This window comes from Dyella sedimenti, from assembly GCF_022760995.1.
GTDB lineage: Bacteria > Pseudomonadota > Gammaproteobacteria > Xanthomonadales > Rhodanobacteraceae > Dyella > Dyella sedimenti.
On the sequence record NZ_JAKWJO010000001.1, the window covers coordinates 84729 to 100140 of the forward strand.

At 67.2% G+C, this 15412-nt stretch carries 15 protein-coding genes; 12 read left to right on the top strand and 3 right to left on the bottom strand.

Annotation, left to right across the window (positions count from 1 at the left end):
- Nucleotides 1–205 precede the first annotated feature (205 nt).
- Both MJ605_RS00425 and MJ605_RS00430 read right to left on the bottom strand, forming a co-directional pair.
- A complete protein-coding gene (locus MJ605_RS00425; protein ID WP_243038762.1) occupies nt 206–943 on the bottom strand; it encodes a fimbrial biogenesis chaperone in 738 nt (245 codons plus the stop codon).
- Nucleotides 944–1019: 76 nt separating this feature from the next.
- Nucleotides 1020–1592 (bottom strand): fimbrial protein, encoded by a 573-nt coding sequence (locus MJ605_RS00430; protein ID WP_243038764.1) that lies wholly within the window; start codon nt 1590–1592, stop codon nt 1020–1022.
- A 639-nt stretch (nt 1593–2231) separates the two neighbouring features.
- On the opposite strand from MJ605_RS00430, the gene MJ605_RS00435 reads away from it, so the two are divergent.
- From MJ605_RS00435 to MJ605_RS00490, 12 genes are all read left to right on the top strand, one after another.
- On the top strand, nt 2232–2435 hold the full coding sequence (locus MJ605_RS00435; protein WP_243038765.1) for a hypothetical protein: 204 nt from the start codon (nt 2232–2234) through the stop codon (nt 2433–2435).
- 898 nt (nt 2436–3333) lie between these two features.
- A complete protein-coding gene (locus tag MJ605_RS00440) occupies nt 3334–4488 on the top strand; it encodes an ATP-grasp domain-containing protein (RefSeq protein WP_279237344.1) in 1155 nt (384 codons plus the stop codon).
- Nucleotides 4485–5360 carry a succinate--CoA ligase subunit alpha gene (locus MJ605_RS00445; RefSeq protein WP_243038768.1) on the top strand — a complete coding sequence of 292 codons (876 nt, stop codon included), beginning with the start codon at nt 4485–4487 and terminating at the stop codon, nt 5358–5360. Before MJ605_RS00440 ends, MJ605_RS00445 begins: the two co-directional genes overlap by 4 nt.
- Entirely contained in the window at nt 5353–6582 is a 1230-nt protein-coding gene (locus tag MJ605_RS00450; RefSeq protein ID WP_243038769.1) for an acyl-CoA dehydrogenase family protein, read from the top strand. The genes MJ605_RS00445 and MJ605_RS00450 overlap by 8 nt, the downstream gene beginning before the upstream one ends.
- Before the next feature lie 10 nt (nt 6583–6592).
- Entirely contained in the window at nt 6593–7267 is a 675-nt protein-coding gene (locus MJ605_RS00455; protein ID WP_243038776.1) for a dienelactone hydrolase family protein, read from the top strand.
- A gap of 23 nt (nt 7268–7290) precedes the next feature.
- Nucleotides 7291–8292: an amidohydrolase family protein gene (locus MJ605_RS00460; RefSeq protein WP_243038777.1), complete on the top strand. Its 1002-nt coding sequence runs from the start codon at nt 7291–7293 to the stop codon at nt 8290–8292.
- 4 nt (nt 8293–8296) lie between these two features.
- A complete protein-coding gene (locus MJ605_RS00465) occupies nt 8297–9757 on the top strand; it encodes an MFS transporter (protein WP_243038779.1) in 1461 nt (486 codons plus the stop codon).
- A 32-nt stretch (nt 9758–9789) separates the two neighbouring features.
- Nucleotides 9790–10533 (top strand): class II aldolase/adducin family protein, encoded by a 744-nt coding sequence (locus MJ605_RS00470; protein ID WP_243038780.1) that lies wholly within the window; start codon nt 9790–9792, stop codon nt 10531–10533.
- A 192-nt stretch (nt 10534–10725) separates the two neighbouring features.
- A complete protein-coding gene (locus MJ605_RS00475) occupies nt 10726–12120 on the top strand; it encodes a carbohydrate porin (protein ID WP_243038782.1) in 1395 nt (464 codons plus the stop codon).
- 337 nt (nt 12121–12457) lie between these two features.
- Nucleotides 12458–13123, top strand: a complete 666-nt coding sequence (locus MJ605_RS00480) for a dienelactone hydrolase family protein (RefSeq protein WP_243038783.1) — start codon at nt 12458–12460, stop codon at nt 13121–13123.
- Between the two features lie 6 nt (nt 13124–13129).
- Complete coding sequence (locus tag MJ605_RS00485) at nt 13130–13582, top strand: MaoC family dehydratase (RefSeq protein WP_243038785.1); 453 nt, start codon at nt 13130–13132, stop codon at nt 13580–13582.
- The gene (locus MJ605_RS00490; RefSeq protein WP_243038786.1) at nt 13579–14421 is read left to right on the top strand and encodes an HpcH/HpaI aldolase/citrate lyase family protein; all 843 of its coding nucleotides are present in this window, start codon (nt 13579–13581) and stop codon (nt 14419–14421) included. The genes MJ605_RS00485 and MJ605_RS00490 overlap by 4 nt, the downstream gene beginning before the upstream one ends.
- Here the strand turns inward: MJ605_RS00490 and MJ605_RS00495 are convergent.
- Nucleotides 14418–15308 carry a LysR substrate-binding domain-containing protein gene (locus MJ605_RS00495; protein WP_243038798.1) on the bottom strand — a complete coding sequence of 297 codons (891 nt, stop codon included), beginning with the start codon at nt 15306–15308 and terminating at the stop codon, nt 14418–14420. The two genes, MJ605_RS00490 and MJ605_RS00495, sit on opposite strands and share 4 nt — an antisense overlap.
- Nucleotides 15309–15412 lie beyond the last annotated feature (104 nt).

Here is a 15412-nt window from a genome sequence, read left to right on the forward strand (position 1 = left end):
GCGGTCGAGGCGGGGATGGCATGGGCGAAGGGAGCCGGGCATGGGAGTAGGAACTGTTCGGGCGAATGGCTTTCGGTGGGGACGTAGTCGGTTGGGTAGGGGTGTGCGTTGCCCTGGCCGGTGGCCATGGCGAGTGATGTGCGGGGTGGGATCGCTGGTGGCGCTCTAGCCCGAGCGCGTCGGCCGCGCCCGCGTGGGCGTGGCGTCAGCGTGTGTACATCGCTTCCTGTTCATCGATGCCGCCGTAGTCGTTGATGACGCTGAGCACCACCCGGTCGCCGGACACCTGTCCCTCCACGGGAAAACGCTGCGATCCCTTGGCCGGACACATGCCGCCGCCGGTGATGGATTGGCGGACCTGGGCCGCCTCCTTGAGTCGCACCGCGCCGAGGGACACATTGAAGGCGGACGGATTGGTGCATTCGAGCGCGTAGCCGTTGCCTTGCGCCACCAGCCGCCAGTGCAGCGTTTCATAGGCCTTGGCCGCGCTGCCGGGCAGCCCCTTCGGGCGGTAGAACACCTTGATGCGCGTGCGGATGGCGAACTGCATGAAGTTCCGGCTTTCGCCCTCCTGCGCCTTGGGACGCGGGGGAATTTCCAGCACGTTGAGCCAGAACACCGATTCGCGGTCCTGCGGCAGGTTGGCGCCGGTATGGATCACCCGCAGCGACTGCCCCTTGCCGGGATCGATGCGCGCCATCGGCGGCGTGACCAGGAAGGGCGCCTTGGTGGTGTCGGCGGTCTCGGTGCTGTCGCCGCTGTCCACCCAGGCCTGCAGCAGGCGCGGCGATGTGTTGTTGTTGAGCAGGCTGACCGTCACCTCGCGCTGGTCCGCCGGATAGATCACGCGGGTGCCGACGACCTGGATGGCCGCCTGCGCCGCGCCCGTCCATCCGAGGCAGGCCAGGGCGAGGGCGCACGCCGTTCGAGCAAGGGTAGTCAAGGTTCGTTCCGCAGCGACATCGGGGAGCAAAGGCCGGCGAGGCTGGGGCCCCGCCGGGTCCAGGCGCGACCGTGGGTCAGTTGTAGGTCACCGAGTACTCCACGTTGGTGTCCACCGTGCCTTCCGTCGCGGCACCGCCTGTCGCCACGTACTGCGCGATGAAGTCGAGGGTGGCCGTGTTGCCGGTGATGGTGGCCGTCGGCGCATTGGCGCTGGTGTACAGGTTGATCGGCTGGTTGCCGCCGTTGAGCAGCCCGACTTCCACGTTGGTGGCATAGCTGGCGCCGGTGGTGTTCTTCAGGTTGCCGGTGGAGGCGTCGATCAGCGCGCTGCTGGAGGTGAAGGCCAGCGAGGCGACCTTGCCGTTGGTGCAGTTGGTGGCCCCCGTGCCGCCGATGGTCAGCGAGAACGGCGTGGCTCCCGCGGTCTGGCTGGGGGCGGCGAGGGCGTTGGTGCTCACCGTGGGCAGGGTGACGACGACGTCGCCGCTGCCGCCGTTGGTGCCGGTGCCGCCGGTGACGTCGCAGGTGGTGGCGCTGATGTTGCCCCTGAAGGTGAGGGTGCCATCCGCGGCAAGGGTCGCGCGGGGCGCCAGCGCAGCGAAGCCGCACACGGTCGCCAGCGCCGCGTATAGGAAGGTCTTGTTCATGAGTTAAACGTCCTGGGTATGGAAGATCTGGTCTGCTTTGTGGAAGGCTTTCCGCGTTACGAAAGCCGGGCTCCCCGAGCACCGATGGCCGGCACCTGCGAGAAGGGCGCCGTCATCACAAACGCACTGACGGCAACCATAGGAATTGTCAGGTCGCCCTGGTCTCCTCCCAAGTGGGCCAGCGCCTACAAACGAGCAAGCCGATATCGAAAAACAGGTCAGGCATGACTGATCTACCTTGTAGGTGTGCGCCGCATGCTTGGGTCGGCGCACATAGGGCAGGCGTGCTGGGCGCCGGCTTGCGACGTATCCGGCCATGCGGTTTTCGCGCAGCGACCGTCCACCCGGTGGGCGGCGCGGACCTTCCTGCGGGGTGATGGGAAGCGGCCGGACAAGGGGCTGTTCAAATCCCCGCGTGACGCCAGGCAGCCTCCCAGCCTCCACCACGGGGTTGGCAGAGGCTTTCCGTCTCGCCGTGGTGGCGACAACCGCCGGTTTCGTGGCCAATCCGTTTGAAAACATAACAATCGGCTGGCCACAAGCGAGTAAGGTGGATTGTCCCTGGTGCCAGGTCACGGCCGGGGCGGCATGGTGTACCCATGGCTGGAGATGCGTCCCTTGGCCGCAGGCAAGTGCAACATGAGCTGTTTATTGGATCTGACGTCCGAGCAATGGGCCTTGCTGAGGGAGGTGGCGCGCGATTGCCCGCTGTCGCTCGATGCCATCGGGCATTTCCAGGATCTTCGCCGCCTGATCAAAGAGAAGCTCGTGACGGTCAGCAGGGCGAAGGTATCGGCAACACCCTCGGGTATCGAGGCGCTTTGGTATCACTGCAAGCATTAGAGTCCTGGCAGCCGCATGGACGTCCATGCAGTCCTTTCGGGAAGGGCGGGTCCCTTCCATGATTCCGTGCATCCCTTCGCGAGTACTTTCATGAATCCACCATCCAAACCCCTTTCCCTGGCGCGTATCCATGACGTCTACAACGGAACGGGCGAAAAGCGCAGCCGCCCCGCCGATCCGCTGGTAAAGAGCTACAAGACGACGAACCGCTTCGCGAGGGATCCGGAACATACGGGCGTCGCGCCCCCGCGTCCGCCGGTGAATGGCGGTCGCTCCAGGAAGTAAGGCCCGCCGTGGCGACAGGCTTCGCAGAGAGCCTGTCCAGGATTGCCATGTAGCCGATCATTCCCGCCCGCCCCTGCGGCTGCAGAGCGGGCCGTCATGGTCGATGACTCGCTCCGCCCGCTCCCCCGTTCGCCTACCGGCACCTCCTCCCGCAGGGAGGAGGGTTGGGCGAGGTTGCGGGCTTGCGCAGCGTTCGTTGCCCCTTTGCCGTGGCGAGTGTTGCCTGCCTATTCGGTTCCTCTCATTGGGGACACGTGAGGTCTGGCCTTTCCGGCATCGCCAGTGGCAGGCAGAAACTTTTTTCTCCCCTCGATGCGGCCTCGCTTTCCCGCGAGGCTCATGCCGCCCTGCACAAACCGCCCGCCGGGGATGGTGCGCATGGCGCGCAAACAGGCGTGAAGCGCGTTTGCTGCACCCGCTCTTGCGTTGATTTCGCGAACCGTGCTTGGCGTGTCGCTCGATTAGCTTTGCTCATACTTCCATGCCAAATCGTCCGTGTGCAAGGCGTGATGCTTTGACTAAGGTCCAGCGCCACAACAGGAATAGATGACGATTTGCCGCAGGCATCGGACGCTGTTCCCGCTTCAACACATAGAACGCCATAGGTCCGAACTTGCTTTTACTTGAGCACGACGCGAAAGAGCTGGTCCGCAGCATGGGCATACCGATTCCGGCGGGCGTATTCGCCGACAGCGGTTCGATCGAGAGCCTTCCGCTCGAAGGCGAAGGTCCCTGGGTAGTGAAGGCGCAGGTGGGTGTCGGTGGACGCGGCAAGGCCGGCGGCATCGGCTTCGCCTCCTCGTCGGCCGACGTGGCCGACTTCATCCGCAAGCATGCCGACACCTCCATCAAGGGCCACAAGGTGGCCGGCTTCCGCATCGAGTCGAAGGTGGACTTCGTGCAGGAGGTCTACCTGAGCTTCATGGTGGACGCCGCCGAGCGCGGCATCCGCGTGATGCTCTCGGCGCAGGGCGGCGTGGACATCGAGGCGCATGCACAGCATGGCAACGCGATGCTGAGCGCGGTGGCCGCACCGGAGGAAGCCGCCCTGGTGGCGGCGGGCCGGCAACTGGTGGAGCAATTGCCGCCGTCGCTGCAGCGTCCGCTGGGCGACGCCGTCGAGAAACTGGCCCGCGCCTTCCTGCAATTCGACGCCAGCCTGCTGGAAGTGAACCCGCTGTTCGTGCTGCCTGATGGTGGCTGGGTGGCGGGCGACATGAAGCTGGGCGTGGACGAGAACGCACTGCCGCGCCAGCCGGCGCTGGAGGCGGTGGTGCGCTCGCGGCCCGCCGCCTATCGCGAGTCGAACTTCAAGCTCGACCACGATTTCGACTACGTGCAGATCGACGCGCACGGCCAGGTCGGCCTGCTGACCACCGGCGCGGGCCTGAGCATGATGCTGATCGACGAGATGCTGCAGGCCGGACGCCGTCCGTATAACTTCTGCGACGTGCGCACGGGCCAGCTGCGCGGCAGCCCGACCCGGCTGATCGAGGTGCTGAAGCAGTTCACGCAGGGGCCGGACATCGCCGTGGTGCTGGTCAACGTGTTCGCGGGCATCACCGACCTGGGCGAGTTCGCGCAGCTGCTGCTGGATGCGCTCGACGCAGTACCGGAGATCAAGGTGCCGGTGGTGGCGCGCCTGATCGGCAACAACTTCGCGGCGGCCAAGCAGCTGATCGAGCAATCGGGCCGCCCCATCGACGTGGAACTGGACCTGGATGAAGCCTTGCGCAAGGCGGTCGAGCAGGCGGGGGTGAAGGCATGAGCGCTTTCCAGCTCGATCCGAATACCAAGGTGCTGGTGCAGGGCGCCACCGGGCGCATGGGCAGCCGCCACACCGAATTGATGAAGCGCTACGGCACCCACATCGTCGGCGGTATCGCCGGCGCCAGCGGTCGCCGCGAGGGCTCGGACACGCCGCTGTTCGGCAACTGCCGTGAGGCGGTGGAAGCCACGGGCGCCACCGCCAGCGTGACGCTGGTGCCGCCGATGGGCGTGCTGAGCGCGGTGAGCGAGGCGCTCGACGCCGGCATCAAGCTGATCGTGTCGCCGTCCGAAGGCGTGCCGGTGCGCGATGCGCTGAAGGCCTATGCGATGGTGAAGGAACGCGGTGCGTTCTGGATCGGTCCGTCCACGCCCGGCCTGGCGATTCCGCGGCGCATGAAGCTGGGCTTCATTCCCGATGTCTCGCTGACGCCGGGGCCGCTGGGCGTGATGTCCAAGAGCGGCACGCTCTCCTATGAAACCTGCTTCCGGCTGGCCAGCCGCGGCATCGGCCAGTCCGCCTGGATCGGCGTGGGCGGCGACCCGGTCAAGGGCCTGCGTTTCGCCGAGCTGCTGCCGTTCTTCCAGCAGGACGTGCAGACCCGCGCGGTGCTGGTGCTCGGCGAGATCGGCGGCACCGAGGAAGAGGAGCTGGCCGCGGAGATGGAGCGGCTGGCATTCGACAAGCCCGTGTTCGTGCTGCTGGCCGGCGCCTCCGCGCCGGAGGGCGTGACCATGGGCCATGCCGGCGCGCTGATCCAGGGCGGGCGCGGCACCATCCAATCGAAGACGTCGGCGCTGCGCAAGGCGGGTGCCGAGGTGTTCACCAGCATCGGAAGTCTCGTCGAGGGAGTGGCAAGCCGCGATGTCTAACGTCATCACACATCGTCCCACCACCACGCCGATCGGCATCACGCTGAGCAAGTCGCAGCGCGATCGCATCGGCCAGGTACGCGAACTGGTGCAGGGCGAATTCAAGGCGCGTGGCAAGGCGCTGCTGGATGGCTCATTCCCCTGGGAGAACATGCGCAAGCTGGCCGATATCGGCGTGCTCGGCATGGCGGTGGGCAAGCAGTACGGCGGCTCGGAGCTGGGCGTGTTCGATACCGCGCTGGTGCTGGAGGAGATCGCCAAGGGCTGCTACATCACCGCGATGGCGGTGCTGGGTGAAGTGGGCACGCAGACGCGGGTGATCTCCGCCTTCGCGCCGGAGCGCATCAAGCAGAAGTACCTGCCGGCGGTGTGTACCTGCGATTGCGTGCTGTCGATCTGCCTGACCGAGCCGCACGCCGGCACCGACGTGGCCAGCTACACCACCAATGCCGAGATCCGCGGCGACAAGGTGGTGCTCAACGGCGTGAAGTCGCTCATCAGCCGCGCCGAGGAGGCCGGGCTGTTCGTGGTGTTCACGCGGGTGGATGGCCAGCCGGGCCTCGACGGCATCGGCTGCGCGCTGATCGAGCAGGGCACGCCGGGCCTGACGCTGACCTCCAAGGTGCATACGCTGGGCGGCGAGAACCTGCATGAGATCACCTTCACCGACTGCGAGATCCCGCTCGACCACCTGGTGGTGCGCCAGTCGGGGCTGAAGTCGCTGCTGTCGGCGTTCAACACGCAGCGCTGCCTTAATCCCAGCATCTCGCTGGGCCTGGCCGAAGGCGCGTTCGACGAGGCGGTGTCCTACGCCGAGTCGCGCAAGGCCTTCGGCCGGCCGATCGGCGCGTTCCAGGGCATGCGCTGGAAGCTGGCGGACATGTTCATCGCCATCGAGGCGGCGCGTGGCCTACTCTACCGGGCTTGCCTCTCGGCCAACCCGTTCCCCGACGCGCTGCTGGCGGCCACGGCGAAGATCCGCTGCAACGAGATGTCGCTGGAAGTGACCAGCGAGGCGCTGCAGATCCATGGCGGCTTCGGCTTCACCGACGACAGCGTGGTCTCGCGCCTGTATCGCGGCGCGCGCTACGGCACGCTCGGCGGCGGCACCTCGGAGACCCTGCGCGACCTGATCGGCAAGCGGGTCACCAGCGCCTTCGACGCGAAGGCGGGCATTTCCGGGCTGTCCTTCGCGCAGCCCATCGACAGCGATTTCGTCTAGGAGCAACGGCATGGGCCAGTACATCGATATCACCGCGAGCGACGGACACCAGCTGTCCGCCTATGTGGCCAAGCCCACGGGGCCGACGGTCGGCGCGATGGTCATGCTGCAGGAATTCTTCGGGGTGAACCCGCATATCCGCGCGATGGCCGAGCAGTACGCCGGTGACGGCTACTACACCATCGCGCCGGCGATTTTCGACCGCGTCGAGCGCGGGGTGGAGCTGGGCTATGACGAAGCCGGGATGCAGAAGGGCCGCGAACTGCGCGCCAAGCTCAACCTCGACCAGACCATGCTGGACGTGCAGGCGGCGATCGACGCAGTGGCGCCGTTCGGCAAGGTGGCGACGCTGGGCTATTGCTGGGGCGGTTCGCTGGCCTACCTGGCGGCGGCGCGCCTGAAGCACGTGACCTGCGCGGTGGGCTACTACGGCGCGCAGATCGCCGGCCATGCCGACGAGACGCTGCATGCGCCGGTGCTGCTGCACTTCGCCGAGCACGACATCTACATCCCGCTGGACGACGTGGAGAAGATCCGCCACGCGCACCCGGAGATCGAGATGTACCTCTATCCCGGTACCGAGCACGGCTTCAGCTGCAACGACCGGCGCTTCTACGAGCCCAAGTCCGCCGCCCTGGCGCGCGAACGCTCGCTGGCCTTCCTTACCCGCCACATGGCGCCCTGATTTCCGTAGAGGCTTTCCCGATCATGCGCGTCGATTTCCATACCCACATCATCCCGCCATCGGACAAGCTGCCGGACTGGAAGGCGCAGTTCGGTCCCGGGCGCTGGCCCAGCCTGGTGCCGCAGGCGGACGGCTCGGCGATGCTGATGATGGGCGAGTCCACCATCATGAAGCTGGACGACCGCTTCTGGTCGCTGGACCGCCGGCTGGTCGACATGGACCGCCAGGGCGTGGACCTGCAGGTGATTTCGCCGATCCCGATGCTGAGCTGCTACTGGGCGGCGCCGGAGGCGGGGCAGGCGGTGGCGCGCTATCTCAACGAGCACATCGCCACGTTGGTGGCGAGCCGCCCGGACCGCTTCGCCGGCATGGGCACGGTGCCGCTGCAGGACGTGGACCGCGCGATCGAGGAGCTGCGCCACCTGCGCGGGAACCTTGGCATGCGCGCGGTGCAGATCGGCAGCTGCCCGGCCGGGCGCGACCTGGACGATCCGCTGCTGCTGCCGTTCTTCGAAGCCTGCCGCGACCTGGGCGTGGCGGTATTCGTGCATCCCATGCAGCCGCTGATCGGCGGCGAGCGGCTGGCGCGCTACTACCTGCCCAACATCGTGGGCAACCCGCTGGAGACCGCGCTGGCAATGACGCGGCTGATCTGCGGCGGCGTGCTGGAGAAGCTGCCGGACCTGCACATCTGCTTCGCCCATGCCGGCGGCGCGTTCCCGCTGGTGCTGGGGCGCGTGGACAAGGGCTATGCGGTGCGCGCGGAAATGCGCGAGAACATCTCCCGCAAGCCCAGCGACTACGCGCGGATGATCTACGTCGACGCGCTGACCTTCGACACGGCCAGCCTGCGCCTGGTGGTGGACAAGCACGGCGCCGACCGCGTGCTGATGGGCACGGACTATCCGTTCGGGCTCGGCGAGGTCGACCCGATCGTGGCGATCGCGGAAGCGGAGCTGCCCGAGGAGGTCACCCGCGCGATCATCGAAGGCAATGTCTGGGATTTCCTGGGCGAACGGCGCTGACGGCATGAATACCTACCGAGCCAACCCGGTCGAGGCCCTGCAGGGTGCGTCCCTGGCGCAGCGCGCGGCCAGCCAGGACGAGAAACCGATGAAGCCTGCCCCATCCATCGAAATAGACACGCTGGTCGACGGCCAGAAGATCGGCGCGCTGGTGATCCGCATCGTGGTGCTGTCGCTGCTGGTGCAGTGCGCAGACGGCTTCGACCTGGCGGCGATGTCGTATGCGGCGCCGGAGTTGATCCGCTCCTGGCACTTCCCGCCGTCGGAGCTGGGGCCGGTGTTCAGCGCGGGCCTGATCGGCATGGCGGCGGGCGGCCCGCTGTTCGGCTATGTCGGCGACCATTTCGGCCGGCGCGTGGCGATCCTGCTTTCCACGCTGGTGTACGGCCTGTTCAGCCTACTGATCGTGGCCTCGCCGGACCTGCACGTGATGCTGGCGCTGCGCTTCATCTCCGGCGTGGGCCTGGGCGGCCTGCTACCGAACACGGTGGCGCTGAATGCCGAGTTCGCGCCCAAGCGGCTGCGCGCCACGCTGATCATCGTGATGTTCATGGGCCTGGCGGTGGGTGGCATCCTGCCCTCGGTGGTCGCCACCACCCTGCAGCATGCGTTCGGCTGGCGCGCCTTCTTCTTCGTGGGCGGCATCGCGCCGCTGCTGCTGGCGGTGGTGCTGTACTTCCTGCTGCCCGAGTCGATCAAGTTCCTGGTGACCAAGAAAGGTGCGAGCGCGCGGGCCACGGCGCTGGCCGCCCAGCTGCGCCCGGACCTCGGCATCACGCCGCAGACACAACTGGTGGTTTCCACGCCGAACCAGGGCGCCAACAGTTTCTCACCCAAGCTGCTGTTCGCCGACGGGCTGGGCTGGATCACGCTGCTGGTGTGGGTGCTGTTCTCCGCCGCGCTGGTGGTGAACTTCTTCGTCAACAGCTGGATGCCCACGCTGTTCCGCGCCGCCGGCCTGACCAGCGACCAGACCGCGGTGACCCAGGCGGCGTACTACGTCGGCGCCATCGTGGGCGGCCTGGTGATCAGCCGGCTGATCGACCGCTGGGGCGTGGTGGCGATCGCCGCCTACTTCCTGATCGGTTGCCCGGTGGTGGCCGCCATCGGCACCGCGGGCCTGTCGCATGCCGCGCTGACCGGCGTGGTGTTCCTCACTGGTGCCTGCGTGCTCGGCAGCCAGCTGGGCATGAACGCCGTCACCGGCATGATTTATCCCACCAGCATCCGCTCCAAGGGCGCGGGCTGGGCCAGCGCCATCGGCCGCATCGTCTCGACCGCCGGCCCCGTCGTGGGCGGCTGGCTGATCGCGCGCCACACGCCGCTGGCGCAGCTGTTCCTGGTGCCGCTGGTGCCATTGGCGATCGGCGGCATCGGCGCCCTGGCGCTGCTGTACCTGTGCCACCGCCGCTTCCAGGGCCTGCGCCTGCACGAGACGGCGGCCGGCTCCCGTCCGCGACCCTGATCCACATATCCGTTGTTGCCGAGGAAACATTCATGACTGATACGCACGCCGACGCCGCCCCGATCGAAACCGAAGCCGAGCTGCGCCGGAAGACCGCCGTGATGTGCCGCATGCTCAACCTGCAGGGTTCGATCGGCATGTTCGGCCACGTCTCGATCCGCGTGCCCGGCACCGATCGCATCCTGCTCAGCCCTGGCGCCGGTTCGGAGAAGGCCCTGGTCAAGCCCGAGGATGTGTTCGTGTTCGACATCAACGGCGAGATCCTGGAACACCCTGGCGGCGAGATCCCGCTGGAATGGCGCATCCATACCCAGATCCATCGCGACCGCCCGGAAATCATGAGCGTGACGCACCTGCATGCGCAGCATTCGACCCTGCTGGGCATTGCCGGGCGCGATGTCATCCCGGTGTTTCTGCACGGCGCGTTCCTCTATACCGGCGTGCCGGTGTGGAACGACCCGCGCCTGGTGGTTTCCGATCCGCAGGCCGCCTCGTTGTCGAAGGCGCTGGGCAAGAACGTGGCGGTGCAGATGCGCGGCCACGGTAGCGTGGTGGTGGGCGAGAGCGCGGAGATCGCGTTCTTCCGCAGCACCTTCTTCGAGGAAAACGCACGCAAGCAGGTCGAGGCGGAGATCCTCGGCGGCGCGATCCCGCTGAGCCAGGAGGAAGCGGCCGATTGCGCACGCGGCACGTTCAATCCGCGCCTGCTGCGCCTGTTGTGGTCTTACTACGAACGCCAGTCCGAGCAGGCACTCGCTGCCATGAGCCAGAGCTAGCCACGTCCCCGGCGCCAGCCAGCAGGGCGGCACCGGGTATTCCAGTTCCAACCTTAGGCGGGCTCGACCCTGCCAGGGTCCGCACGTCAAAAATTTGGCCAACCCCGGAGGAGCGCGCGTGTGTTTGGGCACGGCGAAGGTGGGGATCGCCAACCAAGCAGTCACGACACACACAGAGGGGGGGAGGACATTATGTTCAAGCAGGATCATCCGCCAGGGCGGCGCGCCATCGGCACGACCATCGGGGCATTGGCGCTCGCGGCGGCATTCGCTTCGGCGGCACAGGCGGCGGATTCGCCGCTGGACGACGGGCAACAGACGACCAAGGCCGCCGACTCGGCGCAGAACGACCAGCCGCAGGCACGCATCGACTCGCCGCCGCCCAACACCAACATGCAGGACTGGTGGCACCAGCAGGGCATGACCGGCGACTGGGGCGGCGTGCGCAGCCGCTGGCGCGATGCCGGCGTGGATATCTTTTCCGGTTACCAGGTGCAGTCCGCCGACATTGCGCACGGTGGCGCCAAGAAGGGCACCTCGACCAACAACCAGATCATCCTCGGCGCCAACTTCGACATGCAGAAGTTGATGGGCATCGACAACGGCATATTCACCTTCGCCGTGTCGGACCGCTACGGCTCCAACGCGTCGCTGTACGCCGGCACGCGCGTCACCATCGAGAGCAACTTCGGCGAAGGCGAGAACTTCCGCCTGGCCAACATGAGCTTCAAGCAGACCATTCTCGATGGGCGCATGAGCTACCAGGTCGGCTATTTCCCCGCCGCGGCGGAGTTCGACTACAACCCGCTGCTGTGCAGCTTCCTCAACCAGGGCTTCTGCGGCCATCCCAACTCGCTGGCGGCTGATTCCAGCGGCTTCCAGAACCCGCCGGGCGCGCAGCTGGGCGGACGCGTCACCTGGTTCTTCCATCCGGACCTGTACCTGAAGGTGGCGGTGTTCGACGTCAACCCGACGCGCTTCACCGATTCGCGCCAGGGCTTCCGGCTCGACACGCACGGTTCGACCGGCGCGATCTCCCTGTCGGAACTGGGCTGGACCCCGGGCCTGGGCTCGGACAACCTGCCGGGCCACTACAAGATCGGCGCCTACTACGACACCAGCAGCGCGCCCGACGTGGTGAATCCGAAGATCCAGCACACGGGCCGCTCCAGCGGCTGGATCTCGCTGGACCAGATGATCTTCAACGTCGGTGGGGACAACAGCCGCGGCCTGGTGCTGTTCGGCAACCTCACCTCGGACAACCACAGCACCTCGCAGATCACCAGCTACGACTCGCTGGGCATGGTGTTCCTCGGTCCGTTCGCGAGCCGGCCGGACGACGTGCTGAGCCTGGGCTGGGCCAAGTCGTTCCTCAACAAGCGCAAGTTCAATGCGGAAGTGCGGGCCAAGCCAGACTTCGGTTATCTGGGCGCCGAGCAGTACGTGGACCTGTCCTATCGCATCCAGCTGACCCCGTGGATGTTCCTGACGCCTGACGCGCAGTACCTGATCCATCCTGGCGTGTTCAGCGCCAAGCGCTATCCCAACGCCACGGTGCTGGGTGGCGAGATCTCGTTCAAGTTCTAAGAGCCTGTTCACGATCTCCGCGTGGCCCGCGCCGGGAGCTGTTTGCGCGCAGGCCAAGGAAGAGCGAGGGAGTGTATGTCCGTACACGACCGAGCGATGACGCCGGCCTGGGGGCAAACAGACCCGGCCCGGAGGGTTGAGCCGGTGTGCCCACCAGGAAGCCGCACGCGGCTCGACCTGACGGCCAGTCAGGCGCTTCGCCACGCTCGATTCCCTGGCGAGCACACCGGCTCAACGCGGGCTACGGGGAGATCGTGAACAGGCTCTAAGGGCGGTGACGCCCGTGGTTTTCCCTGTGCGCCCGATCGACGGGCGCACGACAACGCAGGAGTTCGCAATGGCTGAGTGGATCACGCTCAAGGCTGCCGACGGGCACGAGATGGACGCCTATAAGGACGGGCCGGAAGATTCCCCGTATTGCCTGGTGGTGTTGCAGGAGATATTCGGCGTCAACCGCCATATGCGCTACGCCTGCTCGCAGCTGGTGGCGGCGGGTTTCTCCGTGCTGGCGCCGGCCCTGCTCGATCGCGCCGAGCGCCACCTGGACCTGGGCTATACCCAGGAGGACCTGCAGCATGGCTTCGCCCTGCGCGCGAAGGTGCCGGAATCGGCGTCGGTGCTGGACATCGAGGCGGCCCGCGGCTGGTTCGGCGCGCGCAAGGTCGGCGTGATCGGCTACTGCTGGGGCGGCCGCGTGGCCTGGTGGGGCGCGACGCGCAGCGACGCCTTCGCCGCCTCGGTGGCGTGGTACGGCGGCGGCATCGTGCTGAACAAGGACGAGGTGCCGCGCTGCCCGGTGCAGATGCACTTCGGCGAGAAGGACCACTCGATCCCGATGTCGGACGTGGAGGCGATCCGCGCGGCGCAGCCGGGCATCGAGATCTTCGTGTATGACGGCGCGGCGCACGGCTTTGGCTGCGAGGAGCGGCCGACCTTCGACCAGGCTTCCTACGACCTGGCGCAGTCGCGCACGCTGGATTTCTTCCGCCAGCACCTGGGCTGAAACGCGATGGCCGGCCGCTATTTCGATCAGTTCCAGCAAGGCGACCGCCTGGTCCACGCGATCCGCCGCACGGTGACGGAGACCGACAACCTGCTGTTCTCCACCATGACGCACAACCCGCAGCCGCTGCACCTGGATGCGGAGTACGCGCGGCAGAGCGAGTTCGGGCGCATCGTGGTCAACAGCACCTTCACCTTCAGCCTGATGATCGGGCTGAGCGTGGGCGACACCACCCTGGGCACCATGGTGGCGAACCTGGGCTACGACCAGGTCAGGACGCCGCACCCGGTGTTCATCGGCGACACCCTGCGCGCGGAAACCGAGGTGACGGAACTGCGCGAGAGCCGGTCGCGTCCCCACGCGGGCATCGTGGTGTTCAGGCATCGCCTGCTCAACCAGCGCGACGAGGTCGTATGCGAATGCCTGCGCACGGCCATGCTGCACCGGAGCGGGACATGAAGCTGCGCTCGCTGCTGTTCGTGCCCGCCGATCGCGCGGACCGCATGGCCAAGGCCGTGCAGTCGCCCGCGGACAGCGTGGTGCTCGATCTGGAGGACTCGGTGGCGCTAGACCGCAAGGCCGCCGCACGCGCCACGCTGGCCGCCTTCCTGGCCGGCGAGACGCGGCGCCAGCCGCTGCTGGTGCGCATCAATCCCCTGCAGGGCGGCATGTCGGCGCAGGACATCGCGTGCCTGGCCGACCATCCGCCGGACGCCCTCATGCTGCCCAAGGCCGGTGGGCGCACTTCGATCGACCAGTTGGATGCGGTGCTCGCCTGCTATGGCCTGGAGCATCTGCCGGTGCTGCCCATCGGCACCGAAACCCCGTCGGCGGTGTTCGAGCTGGGCACCTACCGCGAGCGTTCGCATCGCCTGCTCGGCTTGACCTGGGGCGCGGAGGACCTGTCCTCGGCCATCGGCGCCATCGCCACGCGCGAAGGCGGTGACCGCTTCACCGCGCCTTATGAGCTGGTGCGTTCGCTGGCGCTGTTCGCCGCGCATGCGGCGGGCGTGGCGGCGATCGAGACGGTGCACCCGGATTTCAGGGATCTCGAACGCCTGTCGCGGGTGGCCACGCGGGCGGCGCAGGACGGTTTCGCCGGCATGATGGCGATCCATCCGGCGCAGCTCGATGCGATCCATCGCGCCTTCGAGCCCTCCGAGCAGGCGCTGGCGCGTGCTCGGGCCATCGTGGAGGCGTTCGCCGCGCATCCCGGCGCCGGTGCGCTCTCGCTCGGCGGCGAGATGGTGGACCTGCCGCACCTGACGCTGGCGCGGCGCCTGCTGGCCGATCGCTAGGCGAGGTTGGCCAGCAGCCAGTGGGCGAACTCCATCACCTTGGAGTCCTTCGGGGTGTTGGCGGGCATCACCAGGTGATAGCCCAGCTCGCGCCGCAACACCGGGCCGCAGGGAATCACCAGGCGGCCCTCGCGCAGGTCCTCCTCCACGTAGGCCTTCTGCAGGATCGCGATGCCGCTGCCCTCGATGGCGAAGCGGTGCACGATGCCCAGGTCCTCGAAGGAGGCGAGATGGTCGAGCATCGTCGGCTCGTCGATGCCGGCGCACTGGAACCAGTCCGGCCAGTCGCTGGCGCGGGCGTGGGTCTGCAGCAGGGGCTGGCCGGCCAGGTCGCGTGCCGTCTTCAGCCGCAGCGAGCGGGCCAGCGCCTTGGTGCAGACCGGCACCAGCTCGTCGGAAAACAGCAGGTGGCTGCTGAGGCCCTTCCAGTGGCCGCGTCCGTAGCGGATGCCGATGTCGATGTCCTGGTTGTCGAAATCGACCAGGCTGGCCCCGGAGATGGATACCAGCCGCACGTCGATCTGCGGGAACTGGCGGCTGAAGGCGGTGAGCTTCGGGGTGAGCCAGCGGCTGAGCAGCAGCGGGTAGCCCTTGATGGTCAGCGTGGTGTGTTCCGATACCGAGGCGCTGAAGCTGGCGGTGGCGCGGCGGATGTCGTCGAACGCCGCATGCAGCGTGTCGGCGTAGGCGGCCGCGCTCGGCGTCAGTTCCAACTGGTTGCTCTTGCGCTCGAACAGGCGCGCGCCGAAATATTCCTCCAGCACGGCGATCTGGTGGCTGATCGCGCCCTGCGTGACGTTCAGCTCCCGCGCCGCCTTGGTGAAGTTGAGGTAGCGCGAGGCGGCCTCGAAGGCGAGCAGGGGATTGAGCGGCGGCAGCGAACGCATCGGCAATCTCGGTAAAGACGTGACTCGCCGGCCAGTATAGGCGAGGCCGGCGGCGGCTTTGTTTGGCACGGGCCAAGCGGAGATCGTGAGCAGGCTCTTGGAGC